This window comes from Luteimonas sp. R10 (genome assembly GCF_045689605.1).
In the GTDB taxonomy this organism is placed as follows: Bacteria; Pseudomonadota; Gammaproteobacteria; order Xanthomonadales; family Xanthomonadaceae; genus Luteimonas.
In genome coordinates this window covers 385,125-406,560 of the sequence record NZ_CP141262.1, presented here as the reverse complement: position 1 = coordinate 406,560, position 21,436 = coordinate 385,125, and the positions used below count along the sequence as shown (strand labels likewise).

14 protein-coding genes are annotated in these 21,436 nt (G+C 66.8%); 7 read left to right on the top strand and 7 right to left on the bottom strand.

What is annotated here, in order from left to right; all coding sequences use genetic code 11:
- Window positions 1-66: 66 nt before the first annotated feature.
- From U3649_RS01595 to U3649_RS01585, 3 genes are all read left to right on the top strand, one after another.
- A complete protein-coding gene (locus U3649_RS01595; RefSeq protein WP_407353150.1) occupies window positions 67-816 on the top strand; it encodes a hypothetical protein in 750 nt (249 codons plus the stop codon).
- Between the two features lie 50 nt (window positions 817-866).
- Window positions 867-1,601: a 3-oxoacyl-ACP reductase FabG gene (fabG, locus tag U3649_RS01590; RefSeq protein ID WP_407353149.1), complete on the top strand. Its 735-nt coding sequence runs from the start codon at window positions 867-869 to the stop codon at window positions 1,599-1,601.
- 106 nt (window positions 1,602-1,707) lie between these two features.
- Entirely contained in the window at window positions 1,708-2,172 is a 465-nt protein-coding gene (locus U3649_RS01585; RefSeq protein WP_407353148.1) for a hypothetical protein, read from the top strand.
- Window positions 2,173-2,298: 126 nt separating this feature from the next.
- Here the strand turns inward: U3649_RS01585 and U3649_RS01580 are convergent, their stop codons facing one another.
- The 4 genes from U3649_RS01580 to U3649_RS01565 are packed head-to-tail and all read right to left on the bottom strand — an operon-like array spanning window position 2,299 to window position 6,811.
- Window positions 2,299-3,993, bottom strand: coding sequence for an NAD(P)/FAD-dependent oxidoreductase (locus tag U3649_RS01580; protein WP_407353147.1), 1,695 nt, complete (start codon window positions 3,991-3,993; stop codon window positions 2,299-2,301).
- 1 nt (window position 3,994) lies between these two features.
- Window positions 3,995-4,825 carry a glycosyltransferase family 2 protein gene (locus tag U3649_RS01575; protein ID WP_407353146.1) on the bottom strand — a complete coding sequence of 277 codons (831 nt, stop codon included), beginning with the start codon at window positions 4,823-4,825 and terminating at the stop codon, window positions 3,995-3,997.
- A complete protein-coding gene (locus U3649_RS01570; RefSeq protein ID WP_407353145.1) occupies window positions 4,818-5,609 on the bottom strand; it encodes a beta-ketoacyl synthase chain length factor in 792 nt (263 codons plus the stop codon). Before U3649_RS01570 ends, U3649_RS01575 begins: the two co-directional genes overlap by 8 nt.
- Complete coding sequence (locus tag U3649_RS01565; RefSeq protein ID WP_407353144.1) at window positions 5,606-6,811, bottom strand: beta-ketoacyl-[acyl-carrier-protein] synthase family protein; 1,206 nt, start codon at window positions 6,809-6,811, stop codon at window positions 5,606-5,608. Before U3649_RS01565 ends, U3649_RS01570 begins: the two co-directional genes overlap by 4 nt.
- Window positions 6,812-6,901: 90 nt before the next feature.
- On the opposite strand from U3649_RS01565, the gene U3649_RS01560 reads away from it, so the two are divergent.
- Complete coding sequence (locus U3649_RS01560) at window positions 6,902-7,588, top strand: YdcF family protein (RefSeq protein ID WP_407353143.1); 687 nt, start codon at window positions 6,902-6,904, stop codon at window positions 7,586-7,588.
- A gap of 381 nt (window positions 7,589-7,969) precedes the next feature.
- Here U3649_RS01560 and U3649_RS01555 read toward each other — a convergent pair whose 3' ends face one another.
- The 3 genes from U3649_RS01555 to U3649_RS01545 all read right to left on the bottom strand — a co-directional run bounded on the left by U3649_RS01555 (window position 7,970) and on the right by U3649_RS01545 (window position 13,917).
- Complete coding sequence (locus U3649_RS01555) at window positions 7,970-10,288, bottom strand: DPP IV N-terminal domain-containing protein (RefSeq protein WP_407353142.1); 2,319 nt, start codon at window positions 10,286-10,288, stop codon at window positions 7,970-7,972.
- 220 nt (window positions 10,289-10,508) lie between these two features.
- The gene (locus tag U3649_RS01550; protein WP_407353141.1) at window positions 10,509-11,204 is read right to left on the bottom strand and encodes a glutathione binding-like protein; all 696 of its coding nucleotides are present in this window, start codon (window positions 11,202-11,204) and stop codon (window positions 10,509-10,511) included.
- Between the two features lie 133 nt (window positions 11,205-11,337).
- Complete coding sequence (locus tag U3649_RS01545) at window positions 11,338-13,917, bottom strand: glycoside hydrolase family 3 N-terminal domain-containing protein (protein ID WP_407353140.1); 2,580 nt, start codon at window positions 13,915-13,917, stop codon at window positions 11,338-11,340.
- 269 nt (window positions 13,918-14,186) lie between these two features.
- Between U3649_RS01545 and U3649_RS01540 the strand changes: the two genes are divergently transcribed.
- The 3 genes from U3649_RS01540 to U3649_RS01530 all read left to right on the top strand — a co-directional run bounded on the left by U3649_RS01540 (window position 14,187) and on the right by U3649_RS01530 (window position 21,409).
- Window positions 14,187-15,197, top strand: a complete 1,011-nt coding sequence (locus tag U3649_RS01540; protein WP_407353139.1) for a LacI family DNA-binding transcriptional regulator — start codon at window positions 14,187-14,189, stop codon at window positions 15,195-15,197.
- Window positions 15,198-16,058: 861 nt separating this feature from the next.
- Entirely contained in the window at window positions 16,059-21,149 is a 5,091-nt protein-coding gene (locus U3649_RS01535; RefSeq protein ID WP_407353138.1) for an RHS repeat domain-containing protein, read from the top strand.
- Window positions 21,146-21,409 carry a DUF6959 family protein gene (locus U3649_RS01530; RefSeq protein WP_407353137.1) on the top strand — a complete coding sequence of 88 codons (264 nt, stop codon included), beginning with the start codon at window positions 21,146-21,148 and terminating at the stop codon, window positions 21,407-21,409. Before U3649_RS01535 ends, U3649_RS01530 begins: the two co-directional genes overlap by 4 nt.
- The last annotated feature ends 27 nt before the right edge of the window (window positions 21,410-21,436 follow it).

Sequence of the window (21,436 nt, the reverse complement as noted above, 5' to 3'; positions counted from 1 at the left end):
CGCCGCCTCCTCCCGCGACCGCACCGGGTCGCCGGTGCGGAAACTTCCCGCATCCAGGAGTCCAGCATGAAACTCGACGGCCAGAAATGCCTCGTCGCCTATTCGGGCGTGTTGACGCTCGGCGTGATCGCCGCCCTGCTCGCCGGCTTCACCAATACCGGTGGCAATCCGCGCTTCGATACCGTGACCGTCCAGCGCATCAACGTCGTCGAACCCGACGGCACACTGCGCATGGTGATCAGCAACACCAGGCGCATCCCGGGGATCATCGTCAAGGGCCATGAATACCCCGACCTCACCAACCGCAAGGCGTCCGACACCGCCGGCGCGCTGTTCTTCGACGCCGGGGGCACCGAGAGCGGCGGGCTGACCTTCGGCGGCCGCAAGGACGCGGAAGGCAACGTCTCGCGCTGGGGGCACCTGAGCTTCGACGGCTACGACCAGGACCAGCTCTTCGCCATCGACGCGCTCGACTACGGCAGCGTCAAGGGCGCGACCATCAAGACCTGGGACACGCCGGACTGGCCGATCCAGGACTACCTGGACCTGCTGGTCGACATCGAGGGCCTGCCGGAGGACGAGCGGCAGCGGCGGATCGACGCATTCAACGCCGACCATCCGGCCGGGGTGGCGCGCATGACCCTGGGCAACGTGTCGTTCCCGGCCGACGCGGCGCAGAACCAGGGCCTGCTGCAGTTCAACGACGCCCGCGGCAACCGGCGCCTGGGGGCCGCCGTCGAGGGCGCGGACGGCGATCCGGCGCTGCGGTTCTACCAGGCCGACGGCAGCACGGTGATCGAGGAGCTGCCGCACTGACGTCGCCGCCCGCGGGCCGCCCCGGTGCCGCGGCGGGTTAGCATCGCGGCATGACTTCGACGACACCCAGGCGCGCGCTGGTCACCGGCGGCAGCGGCGACATCGGCGGCGCGATCTGCCGCCGCCTGGCCGCCGACGGCCTGCACGTAATCGTCCATGCCAATGCCAACCGCGGCCGCGCCGAGTCGGTGGTGGCCGCGATCGGCGAGGCCGGCGGCAGCGCCGAGGCGATCGCGTTCGACGTCGCCGATGGCGAAGCGACCGCCGCCGCGCTCGAGGCGCTGCTGGCCGACGGCCCGGTGCAGGTGCTGGTCAACAACGCCGGCATCCACGACGACGCGCCGATGGCCGGCATGTCCGACGCGCAGTGGAAACGGGTGATCGACGTGTCGCTGCACGGCTTCTTCCACGTCACCCGGCCGCTGCTGCTGCCGATGGCGCGCACCCGTTGGGGCCGCATCGTCAGCGTCTCCAGCGTGGCCGCGGTGCTCGGCAACCGCGGCCAGGCCAACTATGCCGCGGCCAAGGCGGCGCTGCACGGCGCCTCGAAGTCGCTGGCGCGGGAAATGGCCTCGCGCGGGATCAGCGTCAACGTGATCGCGCCCGGGGTGATCGCCGGCGCGATGACGGCGGCGGTGTTCCCGCCCGAGCAGGTGAAGCAGATGGTGCCGGCGGCGCGCGCCGGCACGCCGGAGGAGGTCGCCGCACTGGTGGGGTTCCTCTGCTCGGACGCGGCCGGGTACATTAACGGCCAGGTGATCGGCATCAACGGCGGCATGGGCTAGCCGCGGAGCGCCAGCGCCGGCAAGGGGAAAATGGCGGCCGGCATGCACACAGGATTCAGACGGCCTGGGCAATGATGCCCGGGTCCCAGCCGTGAGGACCCAAGACATGCGAGCCATCCGCGTTTCCCTCCTGCTGCTGGTCGCGCTGGCGATGGCCGGCTGCGCCACGTCCCACGTCCTCACCGGCACCCCGCGGCCGCCGATCGATCCGGCCCAGGTGCGCATCTACCACGGCCCGCCGCCGGGCGGCTACGAAGAGATCGCGATCCTCGAGACCGCCAGCGGCGCGTTCACCTACGGCGAGCAGAACAAGACCGATGCGGTCCTGCGCAAGCTGCGCGAGGAGGCCGCCAGCCTCGGCGCCAACGGCGTGCTGTTCCAGGGCAGCGCCGACGGTTACGGCGGCGGCGGCGTGAGCGTCGGCGCCGGTGGCGGCCGCATCGGCGGCAGCAGCTTCGGCGGCGCCGGCGTCGGCGTGAACATCAGCCCGCGGCAGAAGCACGCCAGCGGCATCGCCATCTACGTGCCGAACCCGCCGCCACAAACCGCGCCGGTGCCGCCGGAGGAATAGGGCCATCGGCCGCCTTCGCCAGGCAGCCTTCTCGGTTGCGGCGGACAGGCCCGTCGCCACGGGCGGTGTAGGTAGGCAGCCGAGTCCTTCGCAATGGGGTAAAGCAATCGAGGCTTGAAGCGCGGGCTATTCATTGGCGGAACCCGTGGCGACGGGCCGGTTCTCACCGTGGCGGAAAGGACTGCTTGGCGCGTACCAGGCGGTCGCCAGCGAGGGCGGCGTCGGGCCCGACGCCGCCAGCAGGCGGTCGAGGCCGCGGTCGCCGATCTCGGCGTGCACGCCGCGCGCCTGCGCCAGGATCTCGGCGGCCAGCCAGCGCATCCGCGCCACGTTGTCGCCGATGCGGCGGGCGAAGGCTTCGTCGTCGAGCACGTCGCCGAGCGCGCGGTTCATCTCGTGGAACCAGCCGATCCCGTACTGGTCGAGCAGCCGTCCCGGCGGCGGCGCGCGGCCGCGGTTGCGCTCGCCCCACTCGCGCAGCAACGCCTGCATGGCGCGGTTGAGCGCGCTGGCTTCCGCGAATTGCGGGCGCAGGCGCCCGAGCATGGCGATGTCGGTCATGCGCCGGCCGAAGAACAGCGGCCCCAGCAGGGCCCAGTAGAACGTGTAGTCCCAGATCACCTTGAGCGGCATCACCTGGGCGTCGCCGAACAGCGGGTACTGGTCCTGGTACAGCGTGAGCGTGTTCTCGTAGAACGAGAAGTACAGCTGCTGGTACAGGTCGGCATAGGGCGCGAACGGTTGCTGCGCGCGGTCTTTTTCGACCAGGTCGCAGATGTAGGTGTTGGCGATGGCGATGAAGTCGGTGCCGGGCGAATAGAACGGATCCAGGAACAGCCCGGCCTCGCCGGTCAGCGCCCAGCGGTCGGCGGAAAACACCTGCCTGCAGCCGTACGAAAAGTGGCGCAGGAACAGGAAGTCCTGCAGCGCGTGGCCGCCGCCGTCGAGCGCGGCGGCGACCCGCGGCTGGTGCGTGCGCAGCCAGTCCATCGCCTTGGCGTGGGTGTTCATCGTCTCCAGCGGATGCAGCTTCGCGTCGCAGACGATCCCCAGCGAGTGCGCGCCGGAGGCCAGCGGGATCAGCCAGAACCAGTAGCCGGGCCCGCACATGTGGTTGGTCGAGCGCCAGCGGTCCGGCGGCGTGCAGCGCTGGATCCACGCCTGATCCTCCGACCAGAGGTTGGGATCGACGCAACCGTCGACCCGCCACCAGGCGGCGTTGACGTCGTGGTCGTTGGCCTGCGCCAGGCCGAGCTTGCGCTTGAGCAGGCCGGCGCGACCGCTGGCGTCGACCAGCCAGCGCGCGCGCAGGGTGTGCCCGCCGTCGGCCTGCGTGAAGGTCACCGCGTGCGGCGCACCGCTGCCGCTGGCGGCCATGCCGATTTCGCGCACGACGGCGCCGTCGTGGAAGCGCACGCCGAGCGCGCGCGCCTGCACGCCGAGAAAGTTCTCGAAGCGGCCGCGGTCGATCTGCCAGGAAGGCGTCGGCAGCAGCCGGCTGACCCCGATTTCGGTGCAGCGGTCGATGTCGTGGCGCCCGTCCGAGAAGAAGAAGCGGAAGCCGAACTTGCGGATCTGCTCGGTCTCCAAGTGTTCGCGCAGGCCGAGTACGTCGGCGAGGTAGTGCGCGCCGATCTCGACGGTCGACTCGCCGACCTTGTGCGCGGCCTCGGGCACCGGATGCGGCTTGCGCTCGATCACCGCGACCCGCAGCGTCGGATCGCGCCGGCGCAGCTGGAGGGCGAGCGTCAGCCCCGCGAGTCCGCCGCCGAGGATCAGGACGTCGGTGTCGGTGTCGGTGCCTGGAGCGTCGCTGTCCATGTCAACCTGCCTGGTGCGAGTCCTGCGGGAGCGGAGCGGCGGCGAACTCGCCGTCGGGATCGTCGATCACCGGCGGGGTGGCGCGCGCGCGGCGGTAGGCGTGGAGCATGTCGCCCTGGCGCCAGATCTGTACCACGACGTGCGAGGTGATGTTGTACAGGTCGCGCCACAGGCGGAAATGGCTCTTGCGGAACTGCGCCGGCTCGCCAGGCGTGGCGTAGCGCGATTCCACCGGCAGCGAGACGATGCCGGCGCCGGCGCAACGCGCGGCCGAGATCAGCATCTGCGCCTCGAACACGAAGCCTTCGCCGGGCACGTTCTCGAGCGCGCACACGGCGTCCGGGTACAGCCGCTGCCCGCTCTGCGAATCGACGATGCGGAAGCCGCAGCCCCAGGCGATGCCCCAGTCGCCGAACTCGTTGCCCAGGCGCCGGTGCCAGGGCTGGCAGCGGCGCTTGCGCAGGCGCGCGCCGATGATCACGCAGCCGGGATGGCGGTTGGCGCTGTCGAGCAGACGCGGGATGTCCTCGGCCGAATGCTGGCCGTCGCCGTCCATGGTCAGCACCGCGCGCACGCCCTGGCGCAGCGCCTCGCGGAAGCCGTCGCGCAGGCTGGCGCCCTTGCCCATCCGCCGCGGATGCCGCAGCACGGTGACCGGCAGGCCGGCGATGCACTCGGAGGTGCCGTCGTCGGAGCCGTCGTCGACCACGATCACGCGGTCGCACTGCGCCAGCGCGCCCTCGACGACTTCGCGGATGCGCAGCGATTCGTTGAGCGCGGGGATGACCACGGCGACGTTGCCGCGATGCAGGCGGACGGAATTTTCAGGCATGGTCGATCTCCACGCGCAGCGCGCGCCCGGGACCGGCGTCGAGCAGGACCAGGCGGTCGCGGGCGGCCAGCGCGTCGAACAGGGGCAGCATCGGCGCCATCGCGTTGTCGTGGCGCAGCGATGCCAGGGGGCCGGTGGCCGCCGGGGCGGTGGCGTCGACGAGCGTCGCGTGCAGCCACGGGCCGGCGTCGGCGCGGTCGTCGGCGGACGCCAGCACCAGGGCGCCGCCGAGCAGGCCGCGGCTGCCGGTCATCGTCGCCAGCGGCCCGACCGCGGTGGTGTCGTAGGCGACCAGCAGCACCGCGCCGGCGCCGTCGTCGAGCTGCACCAGGGCTTCCAGCAGGCCTTCGGCGAAGGTCGCGCGGCCGGCGCTGATCGCGGTGGCGGTCATCATGCAGCCGGTGCCGATGGTCCAGTAGCCGGCGGCGGCGTTGTGCACCGAGTTGTGGAAGCGGGTCGGCGAGATCGCGCGCGGCTCGCTGGCCAGCGTCCCGCACATGTAGTCTGTGATGGCGAAGTCGCCGTGGCCGGAGGCGAACACCGACGGCAGCGACTTCGGATCGCGCCCGGCCGCCTCACACGCGGCGAGCGCGACCTCGAGCGCGACCGCAACCGACTCCGGCGCCCGGCGGCGTTCGTTCGGCGGCAGCAGCCGCGGCGATGGCCGGCGCGGGGCGTCGTCGGCCAGCGCGCCGCCGGCGGCGAACGCGCGCGCGGCCGGCCAGCCGGACAGGCCGCCGGTCCAGAAGCCGATGCCGGCGATGCGTGCGGCGCAGGCCCTCATGCGGCACCGAACAGCAGCGAACAGTTGTTGCCGCCGAAGCCGAAGGAATTGTTCATCGCGTAGCGGATCGCGCGCCGCGCGTTGTCGAAGCGGATCTGCGCGCCGCAGGCCGGATCGCGCTCGCGGCTGTTGAGCGTGCCGGGCAGCAGCCCGTCCTCCAGCGCGATCAAGGCGAACACCGATTCGACGATCCCGGCGGCGCCGAGGGTGTGCCCGGTCCAGCCCTTGGTCGAGCCGGCGTGCAGGCCGCCGTCGAACACCGCGGCGACCGCCTGCGCCTCGATCGCGTCGTTGGCGGGAGTGGCGGTGCCGTGCAGGTTGAGGTAACCGACCGCGTCGGCGGCGACGCCGGCGCGCTGCAACGCGTCCTGCATCGCCATCCGCGCGCCGAGCCCCTGCGGGTGCGGCGCCGACATGTGGTGCGCGTCGCTGGACTCGCCGTAGCCGCGCAGCAGCAGCGGGGCGTCGTCGCCGCGCTCGAGCACCGCGAAGCCGCCGGCCTCGCCCAGCGACAGCCCGTCGCGGGCCGCGTCGAACGGCCGCGCCGGCTGCGCCGACACCAGTCCCAGCGCGTTGAAGCCGAACAGCACGCTGCCGCACAGGGTGTCGACGCCGCCGACCAGGGCGGCGTCGACGATGCCGGCGCGGATCAGCCGCGCCGCCTGCGCGAACACCTTGGCGCTGGACGAGCAGGCGGTGGCGACGGTGACGCAGGGGCCGCGCAGTCCGGTGGCGTGGCGGACGAAATCGCCCAGCGAGTGCGGCTGGTGCACGATCGGACGGGCGAGGTCGGCGGGAAAGCGGCGGCCACCGGCACCGTCGCCGCCCTCGAGGCGCGCGTAGGCCTCTTCGGTGGCACCGATGCTGGAGGTGGACGTGCCCAGCACCACGGCGACCCGCTCGGCGCCGTGGCGCTCGCGCACGGCGGCGACGACATCGGGCAACCCGTCCTGCTGCAGCGCGAGCCAGGCGAGCCGGTTGTTGCGGCATTCCCAGTCGGCGAATTCCGGCGGCAGCGGCGCCTCCTCGAGCCGGTCGACGCGGCCGATCCAGGTGTCCAGCGGATCCGGGCCGAAGTCGTTGCGGCGCAGCCCGCCGCGGCGTTCCGCCATCGCCGTCGCCTGCGCGGCGCGGCCGCGTCCGAGTGCCGTGGTGGCGGTGTAGGCGCGGATCGCCAGCGCCGGAATCGGGGACAACGACATCGACTGGGCGGCGCTCCGTTCCTGACTGGCCGGCAGTATACGAGCCGGGTGGCCGTAAACTGTGAACTGCCCGGACGCCGAGCCCCGTCGTTGGCCAGCCGCCTCGCCCACCGAATCCGCCTGTTCATCGACCGCGACGCCCTGCATGCGCTGACGGTGGCCGCCGCCGCCTGCGCGCTCAGCGTGGGCCTGGTATACGTGGTCTATTTCGTCCACGTGCTGCGGATCGCGCGCAACGCCTCGTGCCTGCCGGCGCGCGGCGAGTGCGTGCTGCTGTTCGGCAAGCATGCCCCCCGCGGCCGCATCGACGCCGATTTCGAGGCGCGCCTGGCCCGCGCCGTCGCCTTGTGGCGGCAGCGCCCGCCGCGCCACCTCATGCTGCTGGGCGGCGGGCCGCCCGGGGCGGTCAGCGAGGCCGAGCTCGCGCGCGCCGCATTGTTCGCGCGCGGCCTTGCCGCCGACGTCCCGCTGCAGTTGGAATCGCGCTCGCGCGACACCCTGCAGAACCTGCGCAACGCGCGCGAACTGCTGCGCGCCGACGTGTCGCTCGGTCCCGTCACCCTGCTCAGCAGCCGCTATCACCTCGCGCGCTGCGCGCTGCTGGCGCGCCAGCTCGGCTTCGAGCCGGAGCTGTGCGCGGCCGAGCCGCACTGGCGCTGGCATCCGGTGGCGCTGTGGCGCGTGGCCGGCGAGGCGGCCTACGTCTGCTGGGCCGACATCGGCATGCGCTGGGCGCGGCTGGTCCGGCACCGGCGGATGCTGGCGCGGCTCGCCTGAGCGCCCGCGAGCGGCCGGCGCTTTGTGGGTGGATGGCGTTGCCCCCGGGGAAGCGGAGCAAGCTCCGCTCTACGGGGCCGGGCTGGTTCCGGTTGTGCGGCTTGGCGCGATCCGTAGAGCCGAGCTTGCTCGGCTGCGCGGGCTCCGGGGGCGGGAGCAGCGGAGCAAGCTCCGCTCTACGGGGGGCCGGGTTGGTTCCGGTTGTGCGGCTTGGCGCGATCCGTAGAGCCGAGCTTGCTCGGCTGCGCGGGCTCCGGGGGCGGGAGCAGCGGAGCGAGCTCCGCTCTACGGGGGGGGCGGGTTGGTTCCGGCTGTGTGGCTTGGCGCGATCCGTAGAGCCGAGCTTGCTCGGCTGCGCGGGCTCCGGGAGCGGGGCGTGGTTCAGCGCTTCAGGCAGCGGCCGAAGAACGAGGTGCTGAGGCGGTAGCGGTGCAGCGCGTCCGGGCCGCGCAGGCCGTGCTTGGCGCCGGGATAGGTCATCAGTTCGAACGGCACGCCGGCCTGCTGCAGGGTGCTCATCAGCTTGGTCGAGTTGGTGAACAGCACGTTGTCGTCGGCCATGCCATGGATCAGCAGCAGGCGGTCGGGACGGATGTGGCCGGCATGGGTGAACACGCTGGCTTCGCGATAGCCGTCGACGTTGGCGTCCGGCAGGTGCATGTAGCGCTCGGTGTAATGGGTGTCGTACAGCGCCCAGTCGGTGACCGGCGCGCCGGCCACGCCGCAGGCGTAGGCATCGGGCGCCTTGCCGAGCAGCATCAGGGTCATGTAGCCGCCGTTGGACCAGCCGTGCACGCCGATGCGTTCGCCGTCGACCCACGGCTGCGCGCGCAGCCAGTCCACGCCCGCCACCTGGTCCTCGACTTCCACCGTCCCCTGCTTCTCGTACAGCGATCCGCCGAAGGTGGCGCCGCGGCGTGGCGTGCCGCGATTGTCGAGCGAGAACACCACGTAGCCCTGCTGCGCCAGGTACTGGTTGAAGAATGCGTCGGCGCGCCCGGGCCAGGCATCGACCACGGTCTGTCCTGCCGGGCCGCCATAGACGTACACCACCACCGGGTGGCGCCGCGCCGGATCGAACCCGGCCGGCCGGATCAGGCTGTAGTGCAGCCGGGTGCGGCCGTCGGCGGCGGTCAGGGTGCCGAACTCGGTCGGCAGATGCGCGTCGCGGAACGGGGCGTAGGGATGGTCCGGCGCGTCCAGGTCGTTGTCGACGAGCGCGGCGATGCGGCTGCCGTCGGCGCGGAACAGCTCGACCTGCGGCGGCGTGCGCGTGTTCGACCAGCTGTCGACGTAGACGCTGGCGTTCTTGGCGAAGCTGGCGTCGTGCAGGCCGGGCGCCTGCGACAGCCGCTCGATCTCGCCGCCGGCCAGCGGCACCGCGTAGATCTGCTTTTCGGTCGGCGATTCGCGCCCGGCGCTGAAGTACACGCGGCCGGCGTCCTGATCCACCGCCAGCAACGCGTCGACCGGCCAGTCGCCGGCGGTCAGGGCGGTGAGTTCGCTGCCGTCTTCCGACGCTAGGTACAGGTGCTCGAAGCCGCTGCGCTCCGAGCTCCACAGGAAGCGGCCGTCCTCGAGGAAGCGCAGGCTGTCGTGCAGCGGCACCCAGGTCTTCGAGGTCTCGGCGACCAGGATCCGTTGCGCGCCGGTCGCGAGCGTAGTCTCGACCAGTTCCAGCGTGCGCTGGTCGCGCGACTGCCGCTGGAAGGTCAGCCGCTGCGGGTCGCGCCAGTCGACGCGCGCCAGGTAGATATCCGGATCGTCGCCGAGATCGACGCGCAGCGGCGCCGCCGGGCCCATGCGCGTCTGCACCCGCACCGTACGCGGGCCGTCGGCGGTATCGATGCCGCCCTCGCGCGTCGGCGGCGGGCCGGCGTCTGCCAGCCGTGCCACCCGCAATTCGATCCGCACGTTGGGATCGCCGGCGGCCGGGTAACGCTGCTCGACCACCTCGGTGCGGTCGGCATACACCTCGTAGCGTTTCTGCACCGGCACCGGTGATTCGTCGATGCGGGCGTAGGCGATCGCCGAGTCGTCCGGCGCCCACCAGTAGCCGGTATGGCGGCCCATCTCCTCGTCGGCGACGAACTCGGCGACGCCGTTGCCGATGGTGTCGGAACCGTCCTCCGTCAAGCGGAGTTCCTTGCCGCTGGCCAGGTCGATCACCCACAGGTCGCGCTCGCGGACGAAGCTGACGTAGCCGCCCTTGGGCGAGAGCTTCGGGTCGGTGGCGAAGCCGCCGCCGTCGGTGAGCTGGCGCACCGCATCCGCGCCCCGCTTCGTCAGGTCGTACAGGTAAAGCTCGCCGCCGAGCGGAAACAGCAGCCGCTGCCCGTCCGGCGCCCAGTGGTAGTCGACTATGCCGGAAAAGCCGGCGATGCGCTGGCGCTCGCGGCGGGCCTTTTCCTCGTCGCTGAGCGTTTCCTCTCCGGGCAGCAGCACCTGCGAATCGACCAGCAGGCGGGTCTGGCCGCTGTCGACGTGGTACTCCCACAGGTCGAGCCGGTTGCGGTCCTCGTCCTTGCCGCGCAGGAAGGTCACGCGCGAGCCGTCGGGCGCGATCTTCGGCTTGGTCAGGGTGGGCCCGGACAGCGCCGCATCGCCGGTGATGGCCTGGAGGGTGAGCTTGCGATCGTCGGCGAGGGCGGTGGCGGTGGTGGCGAGCATCAGGACGGCGGCGGTGAGCAGGGGACGCATGGTCTCTCCCGGCGGGCGGAAGCGCCAAGTCTAGCGGCCCGCCGCGCCTCCGTAGGAGCGCCCCATGGGCGCGATACCGCGAGTGCCGGCAGGATCCGGTGGATGCCGCGATTCCCGACCGGCAGGCGCGCCGGCCACCGGAATCCCGCGGGCGGCGAACTGCCCGCGGCATCGCGTGCATGGGGCGCTCCTACGGCGGAGCACCGAAGCCGTACCGGACTCAGGCCGGCGCCTTGCCGAACAACAGTGCACGTTCCTCGTCGCTCATCGGCTTGCCGGCGTCCGGGTTGACCTGTTTGGTCAGCGCGTACGCGCGCTGCGTAGCGGGCCGCGCGGCGATCGCCGCGTGCCAGCGCCGGACCTCGGGAAACGGCGCCAGGTCGAGCGGCGCCTTGTCGTACGGGTCGACCCAGGGATAGCTGGCCATGTCGGCGATGCTGTAGTCGTCGCCGGTGATGAAGGCGCGGCCCTGCAGCTGCTTGTCGAGCACGCCGAGCAGGCGCGCGGCCTCGTTGCGATAGCGCTCCATCGCATAGGGGATCTGCTCCGGCGCGTAGACGTGGAAATGCCCGTACTGCCCGGTCATGGGCCCGAGGCCACCCATCTGCCACATCAGCCACTGGTTGACCTCGATCTTGCGGCGCACGTCTTCGCCGAAGAAGCGGCCCGTCTTGTTGGCGAGATAGAGGAGAATCGCGCCGGATTCGAACACGCTGACCGGCTCCCCGCCGTCCGCGGGCGCGTGGTCGACGATGGCCGGCATCTTGTTGTTGGGGGAGATGGCGAGGAAGCCGGGTTCGAACTGGTCGCCCTTGCCGATGTTCACCGGCTTGATGCGGTATTCGAGCCCCGCTTCCTCGAGGAACAGGGTGATCTTGTGGCCGTTGGGGGTGGGCCAGTAGTAGAGGTCGATCATGGTCGGGTGCTCCGCGTGCGGGAGGACACGATTCTAGGCCCGTGGATGCGACCCGGCTGCCCACCCGTGCAGACCGCTGTGTTGCAGCCCACGGCGCGGCCGGCGTGCCGGCGCGCACCGGTGGAGGACGCGGCTACTGCGTCGCGCAGTCGACCTTGTGGTCGAAATCGGTGCCCGGGGCGACGTGGCTGAGTGCGATCCGCGCGCCGGCGCCGGTGCGCAGCGCGAACGGCATGTCGAGCCGGGCGGTATCGGCGCCGGCCGCGCGCAGGCATTTGAGCTGCACCCCCAGGCGCGTCCATTGGCCCTGTGGCAGCTTCGCCAGCGCATCGCCGATCGGCAATTCTCCGGCGCAGTCCGGGCCGCAGCCGGCGAGCCACGTCGCCTTGCCGTCGCTGGGCAGCGCATCCACGCGCACGGTCGCGACCACGAACACGTCGCCGTTGGTCTCCCGCACCAGGTCGAGCGGGGTGTTGGCGCGCAGCTGCACGGTGCCATCGCCGGACCAGGCGAACGCGCGCGCGCCCTCCTGGATCTCGGTGTTGACCGCGGTCATTTCCAGGCTGCCGTCGGCGGTCTCCGCGGCCGGATGCACGACGTCGGTGGCGCTGTCGTCGGCGCCGACCAGGCGCAGGGTCAGCCCGGTGGTCGCCATGCCGCGTTCGAACCAGGCGTTGCTGCGAGCGGCTTCGGGGTCGACGCCCGGCTCCTCGGACAGCGGGGCGAGGTCGCCGTCGTCGGCATAGGTCAGGCCGAAGCCGAATGCGAACAGTGGGTCGTAGTCCTCCTGGCCGTGGTTGTTCGCGAACTGGTCGGCGCGACGTGGCCACGAGAAGCTCAGCTTGCCCTTGAAATCGTGCTGGATGTCGCCGTCGGCGCCGCGCAGCAGGACGTCGGCGATCCCGCCGCCCTCCGAGCCCGGCAACCACGCGGCGACGAAGGCGTCGGCGGCGTTGATTTCGCGGTTCAGCCACAGCGGCCGTCCGCTGAGGAACACCGCCACCACCGGAATGCCGTCGGCCTTGAGCTTGCGGATCAGCTCGAGGTCGCCGGACTTGCCGCCCTTGAACATGAGGTCCGGCAGGTCGCCCTGGAACTCGGCATAGGGCTCCTCGCCGAACACCACGATCGCCACGTCGGGCTTGCGCGTGTAGCCGCCGTCGACCGCCAACTCGGCGTGGCCGCCAGCCGCTTCGACCTGCGCCTTCAGCCCGCCCCAGATCGAGTCTGCGTTGGGGAAGTCCTCGCGCCGGGTTTCCGTGCCCTGCCAGGTCAACGTCCATCCGCCGGCCTGCTTGCCCAGGTTGTCCGCGCCGTCGCCCGCGACCAGCACGCTGGACTTCGGCGACAGCGGCAGGATGCCGCCCTGGTTCTTCAGCAGCACCAGCGATTCGCGCACCGCCCGGCGCGCGACCTCGCGGTGCTCCGGCGCGCCGAGCAGCTCGAACCGGCCGCCGAGCGCACGCTCGGAGGGCTTCGGCTTCTCGAACAGGTTGGCGCGGAACTTCACCCGCAGGATGCGGCGCACCGCATCGTCGAGGCGTTCGATCGGGATCGTGCCCGCCTGCACGTGCGCGAGCGTGGACTCGTACATGCCCTTCCAGCTGTCCGGCGCCATCGCCATGTCGAGGCCGGCATTGAAGGTCTGCGCGCAATCGGTGTTGGTGCAGCCGCGGACCTGGCCATGGCCGTTCCAGTCGCCGACGATGAAGCCGCCGAAGTTCATCCGCTCCTTCAGCACGTCGGTCAGCAGCGGCCTGTGCCCGTGCATCTTCTCGCCGTGGAAGCTGTTGAACGAGGCCATCACCGCCTGCGCGCCGGCCGCGATCGCCGGCACGTAGCCGGCGGCGTGGATGTCGCGCAGCTGCGCCTGGCTCACCACCGTGTCGCCCTGGTCCTTGCCGTCGCTGGTGCCGCCATCGCCGAGGTAGTGCTTGACCGAGCTCATCACGTGATGGTCGTCGAGGAACTCGGGCGTGCCGGGCTTGCCCTGCAGGCCTTGGACGAACACGCCGGCGTAGCTGGCGACCAGCTCCGGATCCTCCGAGTAGCCCTCGTAGGCGCGGCCCCAGCGGTCGTCCCGCGGGACCGCGACGGTGGGCGCGAAGGTCCACTCCATGCCGGTGGTACGCGTCTCGATCGCGGTGATGCGGGCGATCTCGTGCAGCAGCTCCGGGTTGCGGGTGGCGCCGAGGCCGATGTTGTGCGGAAACAGGGTGGCGCCGACGATGTTGCTCTGGCCGTGCATGGCGTCGATGCCCCAGATGACCGGAATCGCCTTGCCGCCGCCGCTGGTGTCCATCGAGGCCTCCCAGAACGCGTCGGCCAGATCCAGCCAGTCCTGCGGCGGGGCGTTGTAGCGGCGGCCCGGATCGGAGCCGCCGCCGGCGAGGATCGAGCCGAGCCGGTACTTGCGCACGTCCTCGGGGGTGATGCTGTCGATGTCGCCCTGCACGATCTGGCCGACCTTCTCCTCCACCGTCATCGTCGCCAGCAGCGCGTCGATCCGGTTCTCCAGGGCCGGGTCCGCCGCCAGCGGCCAGTCCACCTCGGGCCACTGTGTGGGGGTGATCTCGGCGCTCGGCGTCCCGCTGTCGGCGGGCGCGGGCGGCGATGCGGCCGCGGCGTCGGTGTCGTTGCCGGACGGCGTGCAGCCGGCCAGCGCCAGGGCCAGTACGCCGATGCGCAGGCGTGCGTTCCAGGTCGTGGTCATCAGGGGTGTTCTCCGCGGTGGTGGACTGGCGGTCCGATGGATGACAGCGTTGTCAAGATGTGGGCAGAATAGCCGCAAGCTGCCGGCGATGCTTGTTGCATCACGGAAAGATGCCGGTGGGCCATGCCGGGAACGGCATCGGTGACGCCCACAGGGAGGAGACGCCCCGATGAACCCGTTCCCGCCGCCGCGGCACGCGCGCTGACATGCGCGCGCGCGTGCATCTGGCAGAATCGCAGCCGGTCGTGGCCGAGCCGGGACGAGGCAACATGCGAATCCGTATCGAGGACGTGGCCGCCGCCGCCGGCGTGTCGATGAAGACCGTCTCGCGCGTCCTCAACCACGAGCCGAACGTCGCCGACGCGACCCGGCAGCGGGTCGAGGCGATCGTCGAGAAGCTGCGCTACCGCCCGCATCCCTCGGCGCGCACGCTGGCCGGACGGCGCTCGTACCTGGTGGCGATGCTGTACGACAACCCGTCCAGCAACTACCTGATGGAGGTGGAGCTGGGCGTGCTCGACGCCTGCCAGGCGCACCACTACAACCTGATGCTGGCGCCGCTGGTCTACGACGCGCGCGACATCGTCGCCAAGGTCGAGGCGCTGATCGACCAGTCGCGGCTCGACGGCGTGGTGCTGACCCCGCCGATCACCGACGACCCGGCGCTGCTGCAGCGGCTGGACGCGCTCGACATTCCCTACGCCAGCATCTCGCCGATGGAGGCCAACCGCCGCATCGGCGTGATCGTGGACGAGTGCGATGCGGCATGCGAGATGATCGCGCACCTGGCGCAGCTCGGGCACCGGCGCATCGCCCACATCAAGGGCCATCCGGCGCACGGCGCCAGCGGCTGGCGGCTGGCGGGCTACCGTGAAGGGCTGAAGCGCGCCGGCATCCGGTTCGATCCCGCGCTGGTGGCCGACGGCGAGTTCTACTACGACTCCGGCTTCGCGGCGACCAACCACCTGCTCGACCTCAAGCGCCCGCCGACCGCGATCTTCGCCGCCAACGACGACATGGCCGCCGGCGCGATCTGCGCGATCTGCGAACGCGGCCTGTCGGTGCCGGGCGACGTGTCGGTCTGCGGCTTCGACGACACCCCGATCGCGCGGCACATCTACCCGGCGCTGACCACGGTGCGCCAACCGACCCGCGACATGGGACGCCTTGCCGGCGTCGAGCTGCTCAAGGCGATCCGCGACCGCAATGCCGGCACGATGGTCGCCGTGCCGTACGCGCTGCAGCTGCGGCGCTCGACCGGGCCTGTACCCGGGCGTTGAGGATTGCTTCGTCGAGCCGGTCCCACCAGTGCGGTGACGAATGCGCCGTTCGAACGATCCCGTCTCCACCAAGGAGCGCGCCGTGCACGCGAAACCGTGTACATTTACTTGCATCGACATCGCATGCATGACCATTATCTAGGTTTGGGAAAGGGCAGGGGAGCGGCCTGCAGGCGTCGAAGCCTTCGAGCGCGACATCTTGTGCGGCGTAGGGCCGGCCCAACACTTCTCCGATCTGCAAACCTTCTCGGATCGGACAGCATGAGATTAGCGGCGAAGGCTTGTTGCGTTGCGCCATGATGCGCCGAGAAAGCGTACATGCCGCATGGCTTTGTCGATCGGTGGCGCCGGAATGGTGCCCCTATGATTTGGCGCGGCCTCAACTCCATTGCCGCCCCGCGGGAAAGCTGATATACGGAACCAATGCAAGGGCTGCGGTCATTCGACGGGATGACTGGGGGAACTCAGGGAATTAGGTCCGCATCGGGCCGGAAGAGCTTAAGGGGTCGAAATGTCGATTCGTCTCGCGAGCGCGCGGTTTGGTGTCGCGTGCGGTGTTTTGCCGTGCAACGGAGATCCGGCGTGACCGCCGATTGTCAATTTTAGCCTACCGGCTTCGTCTGTGACCACGCGAGCGGCAGCAGGTAGCAACTGTCCACTATGGTGATGTTGGCCGGCGGCGATGTTGGCGATAACCCGTCAAGCCGGCTCGGTGGCCAGCGAAGTACGCTGGAAAGTTGCGTTTATCGGATGGATATACCTTATCGAAGTGTCAGAACTGAATGGTCTGCCGACCTAGGCGGCGCTTAATTGCCTCCGCCCTTGGCTATCTGGCTATCAAAAAAATTAATGGAATAAGCAATGAATATCTTTAATTATGTAGCCAATCTAGTACGAACGATGTTATTGCATATCCGTCCTGTAGTACAGGCTGTCTGCCCAGATCTTCCTGATAACGCAACTCACGCCGCAGTCAATCAATTACCAGATTGTCTAAATCGAATTCCGCATAATGATTGCGGAATGCGGATGACTGATCGACCAAGTTCGGCTCCACTCGCAACTCGTGGCCTTGATGGCGCGTTGCGTACGAAAAAACGCCTTTTGGCATTGCTCCTTGCGATCATTCTGATTCCGGGACCTTTGTCGGCCAATGTAAATGCTGATTGGGCGGAGGACAATGAAGATGCTCAAAGCACGAAGGTACTTCCACTTGGAAGTTCAGCGTTTGGCGAGCATATCGATCTCTATGACGGATCGCTTTCATTCTCGGTGGCCGATATATCAATAACCGGAAATAATCTAATGCCGGTAGAGCTTAAGCGGAGATATAATATCCTTTTAAGGAACGAGGATGGTGGAGCGAGCACCGATGGCACATTCTCTGACTGGGAACTCGACACGCCACGCATTAGTGGAGCATTTGCCACAACGTGGCACGATGATCGGTGCTCAGGATCGCTCGCTCCGCCAAACATCGAAGTCCATTTCCGGGATGTTTCCTATGCAAAGTTTTGGAAAGGGAACGACGCGCACATGCCGTTTGGCGGTGCATTTTTAAAACCCAGTCAGGCCGAAACAAAGCCAATTTCTGGCGCATCGTTTGTTGCGGTCACTAAGGGACGTGCCTGGTTCTATTGCGATCCCGCTGTCAATGTTAAGAATTCAACTGGTGAAGGCTTTGTTGCAATCACTCCAGATGGTACTCGGTACTGGTTCGATTGGTTGGCGCAGTATGGCGAGTCAACGGTTTATGTTAGGCATCAGAACCATGCTGATCCAGTTTCGCGCAGCAGGAATGTGCTTTATGCAACCCGTGTGGAAGATCGCTTCGGAAACTGGGTAACGTACTCGTATTCCAATAACCCTGCAGCCCGTGCAAAATTGGATAGCATCCAATCCAGTGACGGCAGGCAAATACTACTTACCTACGATGCGGAAGGCCGTATCAAGGCGGCGAGCGCAGGTGCACGTACTTGGTCTTATTCGTATTCCGCGGCGCCACTCTACGGTAGATCGTACTTGACTTCAGTCGGCTTGCCCGATGGAACAAGTTGGACGATTGATTTCTCAAAGCTTTTCCTTATGGAAGGCGTAGACTCGGAAGGGTTTGGCAGAAGCTGCCTGCATCCAGGTTATATAACCAAGAGTGAGTACGTAGGCTCAATAGTCCATCCTTCCGGCGCCACTATGGAGTATGTGGTAACGCAGATGCTGCATGGGCGAACGAACGTACCTTACAGCTGCAACACTAACAATACTTCTGGCGTGCACTCGGATGATATATCGAGACACCTTCGTGCTTATTGGGTGCCAAGCTTAGTCAGCAAACGGGTTTATGGCCCTGGTTTGGCCGACATGCAGTGGTCCTACAGCTATGCTGCCTCGCGAAATGACGAGGGTGTTCCCGGTAGTTGGGCGGCCAGTTCCGGGGATGATCCAGTATGTTTATCCGACAATTGCGCTGGGACCACTTCTACGACCGTAAATGGCCCCGGCGGTGATTGGATGCGATATACATTTGGTACAAGTTATCGTTATAATGAGCAGAAGCTAATTAAAGTTGAAACGGGCGCAGGCCCTAACAATATCAACAGGACGGAGTCGTACGGCTATACAATTTTGGATTCGTCCGGGAAATTTCTTCCGCCTATCGGAACGAGTATTCCTAGCGCTCGGGGGCGGAGCCCCGAGTTCATAGAGGCTTACCCCCGCCCGGAGCGCATCCGAACAGTCTTTCAGAATGGAGTGACATTCACGTCAACCGTACAAAGCTTCGGTGCATTCTGGCGCCCGATTGTCGTGACTAAATCCAGTACGATCGTAGGCAGCCCCAGCAAGACGGAGGTCACCGCCTACCACGACAATCTCAGCAATTGGGTGCTCGGCCAGCCAGCCAAGCTGACCGTCAATGGCATTGTCGCTTCCGAGATCACCTACAGCAGCCACGCCCTGCCGTTGACCTTCAAATCCTTCGGCAAGCTACAAGAAACCCGCACCTATGATGTGACGACTGCGGGTCAGAGGGGGATGATCAAGACCATCAAGGACGGCAACGGCAACATCACCACGCTGACCAACTGGAAGCGTGGTATCCCGCAATCCATCGCCTATGCCGATGGCACCAGCCAGTCAGCGGTCGTCAACGACGCCGGCTGGATCACCCGCGTCACCGATGAGAACGGGTTTGCCACCAACTACGCCTACGACCCGATGGGGCGGCTGAGCCGGATCACCTATCCGACCGGCGACAGCACGGCTTGGAACTCGACTTCCTTCGTCTTCGAAAAGAGAGCGGGTAGCGCCTATGGGCTGCCCGCCGGCCATTGGCGACAGGTCGTCAGCACCGGAAATGGCCGCAAGCTCACCTACTTCGACGCTTTGTGGCGGCCGGTGCTTGTGCAGGAGTACGACGCCGGCAATGCGGCGGCAACCAATCGCTTCACTCGCTATGCCTATGACCATGAAGGCCGAACGACCTTCACCTCATATCCAGTCTCTTCCGTCTCGTCGCTGTCCGCCGTCACGCAGGGAACCCATAGCAGCTACGACGCGATCGGTCGGACGACCACGGTTCGTCAGAATTCCGAACTCGGCGATCTAGTCACCTTCCATAGCTATCACAACAATGCTGACGGCTACTACACTCGCATCACCGATCCCAAGGGCAACCAGACCCGCATCTGGTATCAGGCCTTCGACCAGCCAAGCGAGGGCTTCCCGACGATCATCACCGATCCCGGCGGGCGCACCGACATCATCCGCGACGTGTTCGGCAAGCCCAAGTCGATCACCCGCAGCGGAGGCGGTGTATCGGCAACGCGCAGTTATCTCTACAACGCCAACCAGTTGCTGTGCAAAGCGGTAGATCCGGAGACCCGTGCCACCATCTTCGCCTATGACGGCGCCGGCAACCTGGCCTGGAGCAAGACAGGTTCGGGTTACACCAATGTCAGCAACTGCAACACCGACTCGGTTCCGATGGCCGACCGCACGGTCCGCACCTACGACAAGCGCAACCGGCTCAAGACCTTGAGCTTCCCGGACAGGCGCGGCGACCAGACTTGGCGCTATACCCCTGACGGGCTGCCGGCGGGCGTGACCGCAGCCAACGGGCTGGCTGGTGAAGTGCTGGTGACCAGCACCTACGTCTATAACAGGCGGCGCTTACTGGTGCACGAGGATATGAGCCGCGCCGGCATGACTCCATGGAACATCTCATACGCATATAACGCCAATGGACACTTGAGCAGCTTGAAATACCCATCCGGGCTGACAGTAGCCTACGCTCCCAATGCCTTGGGCCAGCCCACGCAGGCTGGTGCCTATGCCACCGGAGTGACGTACCACACCAACGGCGCGATCGCTCGGTTCACCTACGGCAACGGCCTCGTTCATACCACAACCCAGAACTTGCGTGGCCTGCCCGAGCGCATCCAGGATGCCGGAGCGGTAAGAGGTGTGGATGAGTCTTATGATTACGATGCCAATGGTAATGTGCTGGCAATCAGCGATGGTCTCCCTGGCGCGCGGCGCAACGTGGACATGGCTTACGATGGCTTGGACCGGCTGACCCGAGCTACTTCGTCCATGTTCGGGGGCAGCGGAACACCCACGCATGCCTACTATGGCTATGACGTGCTGGACAATCTAACGTGGGTGAAGAACCTGTCAGTAGGCAATGCGCGCAACCATTACTACTGCTACGACGCCAAGTGGCAGCTCACCAGCGTGAGAACCGGCAGCTGTAGCGGGACCACGGTGATGAATATCGGCTACGACGCGCAGGGCAACCTGGCAGATAGGAACGGGCAGCGGTACACCTTCGACTCTGGCAATCGTCTGCGTGAAGCGGTGGGTAAGGAGACGTACTGGTATGACGGTTACGGCCGTCGGGTCCAGGCGAACAGTTTGACCGGACAAGGCGGAATCGTATCGCACTACAGCAAAAGTGGGCAGCTGCTGTACCAGCAGGACTATCGGGCGGCGAAGCGGTACGAGTACGTGTATCTTGGTGGACGGTCAGTGGCGTACGAGGAGACTTCATCTGGCAGTGCGGGCGTGAGGCGCTATCAGCACACTGACGCGCTGGGTAGCGTGGCGGCGCTGACGAGCGCGACGCCTACGGTGGTGAGGCGGATGGAGTATGAGCCGTACGGGCGGAGGATCGGGGCGGTTAACGACGATCGCCCGGGCTACACCGGGCATGTGATGGATGCGGCCACCGGACTTATGTACATGCAGCAGCGCTATTATGATCCGGCGATCGGAAGGTTCCTCAGCGTGGATCCGGTGGGAGTAAGCACCAGTAGCGGAGCGAACTTCAACCGCTATTGGTACGCCAACAACAATCCCTATAGCTTCATCGATCCAGACGGGCGGCAGTCGAAATTTCGGGAAGTGATCAAAGGAATGGCCGAAGGCCTAGCAGATAGTGCTCTCGCTGACGCGCATTATTCGTCTCCAAACCCTATGGTGGCGGCATACCCTGGTGAGTCCTCCCAGGCAGAGGCGTGTGGCTGTAACTACCAATCTCCATTCGGGGCGGCAACTAGCAATGAGCAACAGCTTGGGCGTGATCTGTCGCCCGCTGCAGGTATTCTATTAGGTGTTGTAACTCGAAACCCCGCAGGTGCGAGTAGAGTTGTAGAAGGAGGCGGTGCAAGACTGGGGAGTTTGGGGGCGTCGGAAATTCGCAGAATTCAGAATGCGGCTAACCGCAGCGGGCAAGAAATAAACCTAGTAGGAAGTCGTGCAAGCGGGACTTCGACTTCGGACTCTGATTGGGATTATGTCATTAATGCCAATTCATCAACGAGAAACAGTCTTTCTCGCTCCCTGCCCGGAGCGGGAAATCTTAGTGAAGGGTCTAGGCCGAATATAGATATATTTAAGGGATCTGTTGATGAATCTAAGCCCTTTATTCGATTCTCTCCTGAGGATGATTTATGAAAGTGAAAGAAATAACAGTAACCTTGTATGGAGATGCGTCAAATAATGCAGTTATTTCTATGCCGGGGAGAAGGTTTCCAGGGGTCCTTGTTCAAGGAGACACGTTGAAAAATTTGCTGGACTCCAGCGAAGTTGTACTTAAGTTCGCTAAACAAATAGGTAATGAAGGACTTCGTGATGAGGCGATCTTCTTGTACGATTCGCTGTCCGATATGTATGAATGGTATAGAAGGGATGCTGGTGAGCTTGTTGATGAATAACGCCATCCATGGTCCGCTTGAAGTGCT